Origin of the sequence: Bradyrhizobium sp. 17 (assembly GCF_023073515.1) — a bacterium.
GTDB lineage: Bacteria > Pseudomonadota > Alphaproteobacteria > Rhizobiales > Xanthobacteraceae > Bradyrhizobium > Bradyrhizobium canariense_D.
The window spans coordinates 1-10918 of the sequence record NZ_JADPJQ010000091.1; the positions used below are offsets into that span (position 1 = coordinate 1).

9 protein-coding genes and 3 pseudogenes are annotated in these 10918 nt (G+C 59.0%); 4 read left to right on the forward strand and 8 right to left on the reverse strand.

The genetic code is table 11. The features are described from left to right. Positions 1 to 48 precede the first annotated feature (48 nt). The gene (locus IVB13_RS16890) at positions 49 to 306 is read right to left on the reverse strand and encodes a hypothetical protein (RefSeq protein WP_247489747.1); all 258 of its coding nucleotides are present in this window, start codon (positions 304 to 306) and stop codon (positions 49 to 51) included. A 309-nt stretch (positions 307 to 615) separates the two neighbouring features. Between IVB13_RS16890 and IVB13_RS16895 the strand changes: the two genes are divergently transcribed. The 3 genes and pseudogenes from IVB13_RS16895 (at position 616) to IVB13_RS16905 (ending at position 3250) form a co-directional block, all read left to right on the forward strand. Beyond that, a complete protein-coding gene (locus IVB13_RS16895) occupies positions 616 to 849 on the forward strand; it encodes a hypothetical protein (protein WP_247489750.1) in 234 nt (77 codons plus the stop codon). A 389-nt stretch (positions 850 to 1238) separates the two neighbouring features. Then, on the forward strand, positions 1239 to 2792 hold the full coding sequence (locus IVB13_RS16900; RefSeq protein ID WP_247489751.1) for an SUMF1/EgtB/PvdO family nonheme iron enzyme: 1554 nt from the start codon (positions 1239 to 1241) through the stop codon (positions 2790 to 2792). A gap of 19 nt (positions 2793 to 2811) precedes the next feature. Next, positions 2812 to 3250: pseudogene (locus IVB13_RS16905) on the forward strand (DUF4399 domain-containing protein). A gap of 599 nt (positions 3251 to 3849) precedes the next feature. On the opposite strand, the gene IVB13_RS16910 reads toward IVB13_RS16905, so the two are convergent. The 3 genes and pseudogenes from IVB13_RS16910 to IVB13_RS16920 all read right to left on the reverse strand — a co-directional run bounded on the left by IVB13_RS16910 (position 3850) and on the right by IVB13_RS16920 (position 5381). Further along, positions 3850 to 4920 carry an IS3 family transposase gene (locus IVB13_RS16910; RefSeq protein ID WP_247489753.1) on the reverse strand — a complete coding sequence of 357 codons (1071 nt, stop codon included), beginning with the start codon at positions 4918 to 4920 and terminating at the stop codon, positions 3850 to 3852. Further along, positions 4887 to 5039 (reverse strand): annotated as a pseudogene (locus IVB13_RS16915) (transposase); the annotation flags it as partial. The pseudogene IVB13_RS16915 and the gene IVB13_RS16910, both read right to left, overlap by 34 nt. A gap of 42 nt (positions 5040 to 5081) precedes the next feature. Then, positions 5082 to 5381, reverse strand: coding sequence for a PilZ domain-containing protein (locus tag IVB13_RS16920; RefSeq protein WP_247489755.1), 300 nt, complete (start codon positions 5379 to 5381; stop codon positions 5082 to 5084). A 1315-nt stretch (positions 5382 to 6696) separates the two neighbouring features. On the opposite strand from IVB13_RS16920, the gene IVB13_RS16925 reads away from it, so the two are divergent. Next, positions 6697 to 8805 (forward strand): GAF domain-containing sensor histidine kinase, encoded by a 2109-nt coding sequence (locus tag IVB13_RS16925; RefSeq protein ID WP_247489757.1) that lies wholly within the window; start codon positions 6697 to 6699, stop codon positions 8803 to 8805. A gap of 243 nt (positions 8806 to 9048) precedes the next feature. On the opposite strand, the gene IVB13_RS16930 is transcribed toward IVB13_RS16925, so the two are convergent. From IVB13_RS16930 to IVB13_RS16945, 4 genes and pseudogenes are all read right to left on the reverse strand, one after another. Then, on the reverse strand, positions 9049 to 9228 hold the full coding sequence (locus IVB13_RS16930) for a hypothetical protein (RefSeq protein ID WP_247489759.1): 180 nt from the start codon (positions 9226 to 9228) through the stop codon (positions 9049 to 9051). Between the two features lie 143 nt (positions 9229 to 9371). Then, positions 9372 to 9689 (reverse strand): hypothetical protein, encoded by a 318-nt coding sequence (locus tag IVB13_RS16935; RefSeq protein WP_247489762.1) that lies wholly within the window; start codon positions 9687 to 9689, stop codon positions 9372 to 9374. A gap of 168 nt (positions 9690 to 9857) precedes the next feature. Further along, the gene (locus IVB13_RS16940) at positions 9858 to 10073 is read right to left on the reverse strand and encodes a dodecin domain-containing protein (protein ID WP_247339559.1); all 216 of its coding nucleotides are present in this window, start codon (positions 10071 to 10073) and stop codon (positions 9858 to 9860) included. Positions 10074 to 10357: 284 nt separating this feature from the next. Next, a pseudogene (locus IVB13_RS16945) lies at positions 10358 to 10613 on the reverse strand (hypothetical protein); the annotation flags it as partial. Between the last annotated feature and the right edge of the window lie 305 nt (positions 10614 to 10918).

Genomic DNA, 10918 nt, shown 5'->3' on the forward strand with positions numbered 1-10918 from the left:
TGATCGCGATCACTGGAATCCGTGATCACCATCGCCTGGAACACCTGATCACCATCCCTGGAATGCGCAGTCGAAGGCGCCGGCAATGACCGAGAAACGGTTGACCCAGTTGTGGCCGTTGCGGGTAAAGGCCTTTCGGTCGTCGCCATCGATGTGGAGCTGGATGCGGTAGCCATCGTATTTGACTTCGTGAATCCACTGAGCCCCCGAAGGAGCTTTCATCTTCAGGGTCGCTAGCTGGGGGCTGATAAAGCCCGGGATGGAAGCTTGCGGCTTCTTGGCCGATGCTCGGGTACGCTTTGCCAATACGCAACTCACAAAAAGCCCGCCGCCGGTGTTGGGGAGCCGACGACGGGCAGTCTACCTACCTTATTCTCGACTCTCCAACCGCGAAGCCGAAGCGGCGTTCCCCTGCGTTCTCGCATACAACCGCAATTGCGATTCCAGGTTGTATTTTCAACGTCAACGAGAACGGCAGCGAACAGGAAGCGAACGCTGTGTGCTATTCCTTCTCAGTACCGCCGCCGCTGCGGCGCGCCCCGGCCGGCGGGACAACACAGGTCGGCTTGACGGGAGTTTGCTTGCGCCAATGATTGGCTGCGGAGATGATGCGGAATGTCAAAAGCCATGGAGTTGATTGTCGCAGGTTATGTGAGGGGCAAGGATCGACGCGCTCTCGCAGAACTGCTCGCGCATCGGCGCAAGATGCTGGGCGAGCTGCAGGCCGTCTCGGGTATCGATCCGGCGAACGCCATTCAAGCCATTCAGGACGAACTTGCTATTATCGAAGCGGGCTTGGAGGAGCTTAAGCCGCCGCCTGGCTCGTTGCCTGAGAACGAGTGGAGCTAGGCATGTCCGCACTTCGTACATCTCGCCGCCAGCATCAAGCCAATTCAAAGCGACCCCATCCGAATCGATAGCTTCAATGCGCCGCTCCTGTCGCTCGCCGGAATGGCGAAGAGCCGGCCTTTATCTTAGGGTCGCCTCCCATTCAGCTTCGTCGCTCTTGAGGAGTTTCGCCCGTGTCGTCAGTGGGCTAAGCCCCGTCCGTACGCACGACGGTCATCGGCGGCGACCTCGTCCACGACCGCCAGGTGATCTGGATGGCCTTTCGATCGGCAGGGCGATGCGAACAAGTGCTTCGATGTTGTCTACGTTCGTCGATGTGATATCTTTTGCGGACGATCCTTTTGAGGGATCGTATGCTGGGGCGCCTGTGCAGTTTTGTGGGTCCCGCTATGGGCGAAATTCGCAACTTCCGATCCGGGAACAACGGTGAACCCCCTTCCCGCGGCGTCGGGCCTCGCCGTCTGGCAGCGATCATTGTCGGTGACATCGCTTCCTACAGTCGCCTGATGCAGGCCGACGAAGAGGGCACGCACGTTCGCGTCAAGCGGATCGAGCGGGACCTCATCCGGCCCAGCATCATCGAGCATCATGGAAGTCTGGTGAAAACGACGGGCGATGGCTTTATCGCGATTTTCGACAGTCCGGTCGAGGCCGTGCGATGCAGCATCGTCATCCAGCAGAATCTCATCGGGCGCAACGCATCGCTTCCGAGGGATACGCGGATCGAGTACCGGATTGGCGTCAATCTGGGCGACGTCATCGTTGAGTCGGACGATATCTACGGGGACGGCGTCAACATCGCCTCGCGCATCGAGGGCATTGCCGAGCCTGGTCAGGTCTACATCTCGGGCGCAATCTACGAGCAGATCAAGCATAAGGTGGTGTGCGGCTACGAGTCGCTCGGGGACCGCAAGGTCAAGAACATCACCGATCCCGTGCGCGTCTATCGCGTGTTGGCCGATGCAGATGCGGTCGGCAAGCCCAAGGGTCGGCGCGAGAATATCTTGATCTTCCTCCTGAGCCTCACGCTGCTGGTCATTGCCACCGGCGTGCTGTGGTACCTGCTGACGCAGGCGCCGGGCAAGGTGAGCGAGCAGGCCGCCCTGCCCACCGCTTCTCCCAGCGCTTCTTCTGCCGCATCGCCAAGCCCGCAGCCTCTGCCGCGCGAAGCGGCGCCGCAAACGCCGCAGCCGTCTCCCTCGTTGGCTTCGTCGCCTCCCTCGCCCGCTGCCGCGCCAAGTCAATCGGCAAGTCAATCGCCACCCCCCGTCCGCGAACCCGAGATGGTCGCCATTCGCGGCGGCAGCTTTGCGATGGGAAGCAACGACGACCCGACCGAGCGTCCCGTCCATCAGGTGACGGTCAAGCCGTTCTCGATCGGCAAATATCCGGTGACCGTGCAGGAATGGAACGAGTGCGCCGCTGCAAAGGCGTGCGGCTTCACGGCCGTCGGCAAGGACGATGCACCGGTCAGCAATGTGAGCTGGACCGACGCGCAGCAATATGCCGCTTATCTCGCTCAGGCGACAAAGAAGACTTATCGGCTTCCGAGCGAAGCCGAATGGGAATATGCCGCGCGGGGCGGAACGCAGACCAAATATTGGTGGGGCGACAAGCTGCAGCCGGGCATGGCCGGTTGCAAGGATTGCGGTGATCTCGCGGCCGAGCAACCGGCGAAGGTCGGCAGCTTCAGGCCTAATCCGTTCGGGCTCCACGACATGGGCGGCGGTGTCGATCAGTGGGTCGAGGACTGCTGGCACAAGACCTATCAGGGCGCGCCCGGTGACGGCTCGGCATGGAGCAGCGGGGACTGCAGCGCTCATGTCCTGCGCTCGGGCTCCTGGAAGAACGATTCGAGATATGTGCGGCCGTCCAACCGCGATGGCTACGACACCAATGTTCGTTACCCGACGCACGGATTCCGCATGGCGCTCAGTCCTTAAGTCGTGGAGTTGGTTTGCGCTGATCCTTCGTTGCGTCGCGCTGGCGGCGGCGCTCGCATTGCTGCCGGGGTAGCCTCCTCGCAATGCAAGGCAGCTCCCACGGATGCGCAACTCCATTTCATCACCCGCATGACGGGCCGAAAGTCCGAGGTGGATTCTGGGTCCGATCCGGCCTGCGCAACATGGGAGCGACCCATGCCGGGCGACGAGTATCAGAACGCCGGTCATCATCATTTGCTGATCGACGTCAACGACCCCATCGATCCCAAGGAGCCTATCCTTGCAGGACAAGTCGCATCTGCATCTCGGAGCAGGGCAGACTGAAACGCTGCTGGAGCTTCCGCCCGGAGCACACGCTTCAACTCGTGCTGGGCGATGCCAGGCACTATCCGTTCGAGCCGCCCATCGTGTCGGAGAAGATCACCATACGCGTCAGGCAGCCGGCCACGGTGAAGTAGATCGCAAGCACGGTCTAAGGTGTCCATTCCTCCGTTGCCGACATTGGCCCCCGTTGTAGGGGGACTTTTCTTGAGGAGCCGCACAGGAGCGACAGTACGGGCAATGAATCTGCACCTTTTGGGCGTGGCAATCGTCTGAGCTGCTGCCGGTTTGATGGACACCGAGATTGGGTGTTTCATGAAGCCGGAGGTAGGTGATGCAGAGACGGAAGTTCAGTCGAGAGTTCAAGGTCGAGGCGGTCAAGCTTGTCAGGGAACGCGGGGTCTCGGGTGCTTTTCGGCTCTGGCCGATGTGACCGGCCCCAGAGGGGTAGGTCAGGCTTCTGGCGCGGTCGCCCCGCAGACCGCCGCTGAACTTGCGGACGCGACGGCGCAGATATCGCAACTATTTTTGCACTTTTCTGGAAACCTACGGCGTAGCGCGCCGCACTGCACGGCCGGAAGTTAAGCTGGATCGTCCAAGAGCGTTGAGCCGCCCCTACCCCTCTCTTGCAAGTCGGCCCATGGCCAACGCGATCAAAACGTGTCGCCAGGCGCGAGCGCATTGCACGGATTAAGCTGAATGACGCTTGCACCCACCGTGACCTTGCCCCCAGGTTTTATCCAGTTCTGAGTTCGTCCTTGCCGCTGGATTTGCCGTGTTGGGCGGTGGGAGCGACGGGAGCTGGCGCGGAGCCTTCGGCATAGCGCAGCGCCAGATCCCGGCGCGGGTGACAGGTCATGGCGAACTCGGACGGGGTTCTCCATCCGAGCTGCGAGTGGGGTCGCGTATCGTTGTAGTCGGCCCGCCAGCATCCAAGCGCGGCGCGGGCTTGGGCCAATGACGTGAACAGCGTCTCGTTCAAAAACTCATCCCGCAGCCGACCGTTGAAGCTCTCGATGAAGGCGTTCTGCATGGGTTTGCCCGGCGCGATGTAGTGCCACGCGACACGGCTCTGGTCGGCCCATGCAAGAATGGCGTTGCTGGTGAGCTCGCTGCCATTGTCGCTGACCACCATGCTGGGCTTGCCACGCTCGATCATCAGCCGGTCCAGTTCCCGCGCCACGCGGGTGCCGGAGAGCGAGGTGTCGGCCACCAGCGCCAGGCACTCGCGGGTACAATCATCGACGACGGTCAGGATGCGGAAGCGGCGGCCGCAGGTCAGTTGGTCCGACACAAAGTCGAGCGACCACCGGTCGTTCGGCATCATCGGAACCAGCATCGGCGCCCGGGTCCCGATCGCCCGCTTGCGGCCACCACGGCGACGCACCGTTAGCTTCTCTTCCCGATAGAGCCGGAAGAGCTTTTTGTGGTTGATCAGATACCCCTCCCGCTTGAGCAGAACATGCAGTCGCCGGTAGCCAAAGCGGCGGCGTTCCTGGGCCATCGCCCGCATGCGCTGGCGAAGGCCGGCATCGTCAGCCTGGGTCGTCCGATATCTCATGGTCATGCGGCAGCAGCCGATGGCTTTACACGCCCGCCGTTCGCTCATCCTATGGGCATCCACCAGATGAGCGACAGCTTTCCGCTTCCCGGCGGGCGTCACCACTTCTTTCCCACGAGATCTTTCAGCGCCGCATTGTCCAGCATGGCGTCTGCCAGAAGCCGCTTCAGCTTCGTGTTCTCGTCTTCCAGCGACCGCAGTCGCTTGGCCTCCGAGACGTCCATTCCACCGAACCTGGCCTTCCATTTGTAGATGCTGGCATCGCTGACACCATGCTTGCGGCAGAGATCGGCGACCGGAACCCCGGCTTCGTGCTCCTTCAAAATCCCGATGATCTGTTCTTCCGTAAATCGCTTGCGCTTCATGCTCTGGTCCTCGTCTTGGGCCAGAACGAACTTCAAACTGGATTAAGCCCGAGGGGCAAGGTCAACCGGCTTTGTTGCGCGGCGGCGCACAACGAACACCACGCCCGAAATGGTTGCCCGCCTCCATACCACTCGACAGGCAAGCTTCTTGTGAAGCCCGCGGAACAACAGATCAAACTCGCTGGCGAATATGTAATAGGGCGCGGAAAGGCAAGCGCCAAAGGCATTGATGTCGCGCACCACACACGGATGCACCCCTATAATTCCATCGAAGGAAAGCAAGGCCGGCACATTAACGATCTCGCGCGGCAGAGCGCGACGCTCCATTGAACTTTCAATCATGGCGAGAACTCCGCACAAACTTCTTTGCTTCACTTGTCGGTCCCGCCGAACCTCGTCAAACAAGATATTTCGTGCACTCCGCGAAACAAGCAGTTCTCCTGTCTAATTAGAGTTGACTCTAATTCTTCTATCAAAGCGAAGAACGGACGATTCAAAAAATCGCGCGATGCACGGAAACGCGCAGATCGAGGCTGCCCGGGCGGATGAATTGAGAAGCACTTTTGGCAGCTATTGGCCATTCTGCGGAGTCGCGACGCCCCTCACTAGCGCGCTGAATCGGTGGGGGGCTGGCATGACTCGGTTCGACAAGAGGGTCATCGTGGGCAATTTACTTAGTTGCAGGAAGGGCTAGATGACCGGCTTGTAGATGACAATCCGGTTCGCTTGATCGACGCCTTCGCTGCAGCCCTCGACCAATCATTCACGAGGTCCTCTTACCTAGGCATGGCGGACCAGATTTGCTCGCGTTGAGTTCTTCGCATTTGACCCGGAGCGGTCCTTTGCGCTGGTCGAAGACGTAATAGCCTTTCCTCTCTTTTTGCGGTCATGTAGTCGAGCGTCGGGTCACTATGCGCTTTGTACGGCGAGCCGATTGCGCTGCTGTATGTCACAGATCAGCCGCCGCCAAACTTGGATGGATCATTGTAGGAAGGAGGGTCGTCGTGGTCGGTCCGCAGACCACCCGGAACGGAGTCGTCACGATAGATCCGCACACCACCTGGAGTGACATAAACTGGTGAGCGAGTTCCCCGAGGGAATGTTCTAAGGCCTGATCGCCGAGGGCCCAGGATCGTGACGCCTCGAACAACAGGGCGAACAGTGGGAAGGTTGTAGTTCAATGTGCCTTCTGCAAGGGCACCTTCACTTGGGACAGCGAGGAGTATTGCTATTCCGATCGTTGTAAGTTTCATACTGGCCCGCGCATAATTGTGTCGCTTGGTCGAACACATAAGACACACCCGCACCCGTTCCCTTAAATTCTTCTTCAACAGTAGAAACCCCCAAGCCGTTCACCTCCTCGCAGAGCGTTGATCTTCTGAGCACCGTTCCGTTTAAAGACCGCTTCGGAACTGCCATCACTTCCATTGTTGCCCATCTCCGACCTCCCGAACCGCGCCGGTGATGTCCGCTCCCGCTGCTCAACCGGAAGTACGCAGCCGGAATGCCGAACGGCCGCTTGTGCCCGAAGCGAACCTGCCGGCCATCTCCTTAGCTCACCCGCCCCCCTGCTAGCCAGCGAGCAAGATCCTCACTCAAAGGCCTCTTCCAGAACGAAGTCTTCTGATAATATGCATTTCTACCCTTGGGGGCAAATATGGCGCGGTCGGCGAAAAGGCGCGACAAGAGCGGCATTGCGAAAACGCGCACGGCGAGCCCATCGACGGGCCGTAAGGGTAGCAAGACCAAGAACCGCATTGCATCAGCAGCCATCCGCGGCAAGCGTCGTTCGGTCTCCGATACAAGCGAAGATCTGAAGGAAGCCCGCGAACAGCAGGCAGCGACGGCCGAGATATTGAAGGTAATCGCCAGCTCGCCCGATAGCGTGCAGCCGGTGTTCGAAGCAATAGTCACCAGCGCGGCGAAGCTGTTCGAGCCTTGCTCCGCGACCATTACAATTCTGCAGGACAATAAGCTGTACTGGGGCGCGTCGGCAGCTTCAATCTCCGGCTTCGATGTGGATCGTGTTCGAACGATTTATCCGATTCCATTTGATGTAAACCTGTCACCATCCGCGCGAGCGGTTCTAGAGCGGCGGATCATTGAGATTCCGGATACTGATCGGTCCGACACGCCGGCCATGACGCAAAGGGCCGCCGCGACCGGTGGCTTTCGATCCATCACCTTCGTGCCACTCATCGATCGGAAGAAGGGCATCGGCACCATCATTTTTACTCACCCGGAAGCCGGATTCAGATACTCGGAACGGCAGCTGGATTTCATTCAGACATTCGCCGATCAAGCCGTAATCGCGATCCAGAACGCGCGGCTGTTCAACGAAGTTCAGCTGCGCACGCGCGACCTGTCGGAAGCGCTGGGGCAACAGACAGCGATGTCGGACGTCTTGCGCGTCATCAGCGGCTCATCCGGCGATCTTGGGTCGGTATTCAGGGTCATGCTCGACAAGGCCTTAAAAATTTGCGAGGCGTCGTACGGCAACATGATGCTCGCCACCAACGGCGGACTCGAGCTGGCGGAACTGTATAACTCGCCGCCAGCATTTGCTGACCTATTCAAGAACGGGCCGCTTACACCCCCACCTGCAACAGCGCTCGGCCGGGTTCTTGCCACCAAGAAAGCCGTCCATGTTCCCGACCTGTTGGCAGAGGGCCCTGCTGTTCAGCAAACCGCGCTTCGCATTGTCACTGTGACGAACATGCGGGCTCGGACCTTGCTTGCCGTACCGATGCTCAAAGAAAGCGATCTAGTTGGCGTCATCGTCATCTATCGCCAAGACATGCGTCCCTTCAGCGAAAAGCAGATTGAGCTTGTCACGAACTTCGCAGATCAGGCAGTGATCGCCATTGAGAGTGCTCGTCTACTTAATGAGTTGCGCATGCGCACGGGACAGCTATCGCGGTCCCTTGAAGACCTCCGCGCTGCACAGGATCGCTTAGTGCAGACCGAGAAGCTGGCTTCTCTCGGTCAGCTCACCGCGGGCATTGCCCACGAGATCAAGAACCCGCTAAACTTCGTCAACAATTTTTCGGCGCTCTGCGTAGATTTGACTAACGAGCTAAAAGAGGTTTTGACGCAGGAGAGGCTGACTGACAAAGGCCGTGAGGAAACGAACGAGTTGACCGGGTTGCTTAAAGATAATCTCAGCAAGGTGGTCCACCATGGCAACCGTGCCGACTCGATCGTCAAGAACATGCTGCTACACTCTCGTGAGGGCTCCGGCGAGCGCCGGTCCGCCGAGATCAACAGGCTAGTTGAGGAGAGCCTTAGCCTTGCCTATCACGGCGCCCGAGCGGAAAAGGCCGGCTTCAGCATAACCATTAAGCGTGACCTTGATCCCGAGGCGGGTGCTTTGGATCTTTACCCGCAGGAGATGACCAGGGCGCTGCTAAATCTGATCTCCAACGGCTTCTATGCAGCGACAAAACGCAAGGCAGAGACCGGCGACGTAGCCTTTGAGCCAGTCCTCAGCGCCGTCACCAGACATCTCGGCGAGGCCATCGAGATCCGCATTCGCGACAACGGAACGGGTATTCCGCCCGACGTAAAGGAAAAAATGTTCGATCCCTTTTTCACAACGAAACCGGCGGGAGAAGGGACAGGCCTTGGTCTCTCGATGGCACATGACATCATAGTCAAGCAGCATGGCGGCCGGATCGATGTCGACACCGAGCCCGGCATCTTTACGGAGTTCGTTATTACCTTGCCGCGGCACAACGGGACTACGGCTGGCCCGCAGCTCGAATGACTGCTTTTGTGAAGGGTTTCGGATGTCGGCCCCGTCGCTGGGGCGGCGCGCAGGGGCCGGCGTCTGAAAGCCTCAACGCTTGCTCTATCGGCCGGCATAGCCGCTTGGTGCCACGTCATCGACCTTCAAGCTCACCACGTCGCAACCAGGTCCTGCAGCGCAGAGCCTTTTTAGTAGCGCCACCTCTTTCGCACCCCAGTCCATCGGAGATATTAAAGCGCTGACTGCCAGACACCGGCTAGTCTAGTCTTCGTCCGGCTCGCGTACGACTGCGGGTTCGTCGGCGTCATCCTCCTCTTCGGATTCCTCCTCGTCCTCTTCGTCTTCATCAGGATCTCGGGGCGGCATCACGGCGCCCATAGCCGCGAGCGACGTCCACACGATCGCTGTAGTGAGAAATGTTTCGAAGGTGTGTTGCTTCATGTTGTTGTTACTCCTCGAAAAGCACGCGCAACGAATATTCCTGACGGACGACATCCGTATGTCCAGGGCGCGATCGCCCCAACGCGACGGCGATCGGATCGACTGCAGCGGCAAGGGGTGGCACCCCACGCAACTGGCGGGGTTTACGAATACTTTATGCCCAAGGACGCATCAGGTTCGATATTCACCAATACTTCGCCGGTCGTGATTTCGGGATCTCCAAGATCGAGGTCATGCAGACTTGCCTGAACAAACTCCAATATCTTAGCGTTTGCTGCTTTTGCGCTTTCGCGGTCCTCGAATATCATCACGGCGACAGCAACGCCGTCGCCCCCATCCAGCAGGTAGTAAGATCTGAATCCTTGCGATTGCCGTAGGATCTGACCGATGCCGCTCTTGGCGCGGCGAGCAGCGTCTGCAACCGAACGAACCTTGGTGTACTTGCGAATGACTATGTACATGAGGTCACCACGCGTTACGGTTCCCGCCCGGCGCATCAAAGCATAGCGGTCCGAGTTGGACTAGGGCCCTGCTTCCAGGATGGATCACAAACGCCGATCGGCGGGCGCGCGACGCGCCTTCCTCCAGTGAGCCAACCTCGCCCCGCAAGCGGGGCGAGGTGCTGAGGCTCAGGAATCCTCGAACTTGAACGATACGTTGAGCTTAGCGCGATAAGCCTCTACTTTTCCCTTCGCATCCAATTGCATATCGAGCTTGACTACCTCTGCAATGCGAAGATCTCGGAGAGATTTCGCAGCTAACTCGACCGCATTAGCGGCCGCCTTCTCCCATGAGTCGCTGCTGGTACCGATTAGTTCGATGACTTTGTAGACGCTATCAGGCATGTCGTCCTCCTGTTCGATGAAGCAGGAAGCAGGCGCTCCCTGCCGTTGTGAAATCTAGCATCAGGATGATACGACGCGATACGATCCCGGAGGCGCTCGTCCTAGCCGATGAGGAACAAGCTGCATTGGAGATGGCGCCTTTTGACCCTCGGAGCGGCGCGAAGTCTGCTTCCTGAGGGCGACCCGAACAGGGCTATGCAAGACGGCCAAGGCAGCCTTTGACCGAACTGCGACATCCGCACGATCTATAGTTCCGCCAAGGCAAATATCAATAAAAAGCCCCGGCCGGTTGCATCGTGACAACCTTCACGGAAGGTAGGCACGACAATCGCACCGGGGAAGTTCGTGATATCCCAGCACTTGTGGTTCGATCCCCAACCGCCGTTGGCGCCGATGTAGAAGCCGCTCCAGTCGTAGATCGCAGCCACCCATCGGGGGCGGCGCCTTGGTGTAGGGACGTGCAGCCAGGTCAGTGGCCGACGCTGGAGAAGCCACGCCTAACGCTATTAGACCGGCCGTACACACCAGAATTTTCTTCATGGTATTTCTCCATCTCCATCGCTTCTGATTTGACTGAAACGATAAATGCACGAGCGACCGTTTATGAGTTCGTTCCGGCAGCAACGCCTGAGTTCAATTCCACCTTGAACGATAGACCATCAGGCCCTGAGAATCCGTGCCCGAAATCCAGCTCCCGGTTTTTGAAAAATGCCCATAGGCAAGCCTTCTGACCTTCTAAAGCAGGTGCGAAGTGTCAATCGGCGTTCGACTGGGACCCCCTATCGGCCTCCAAAAGGGGCTCTGACGCATATTCGATGATCGTGATTGTGTTTATGGCGCGCCAA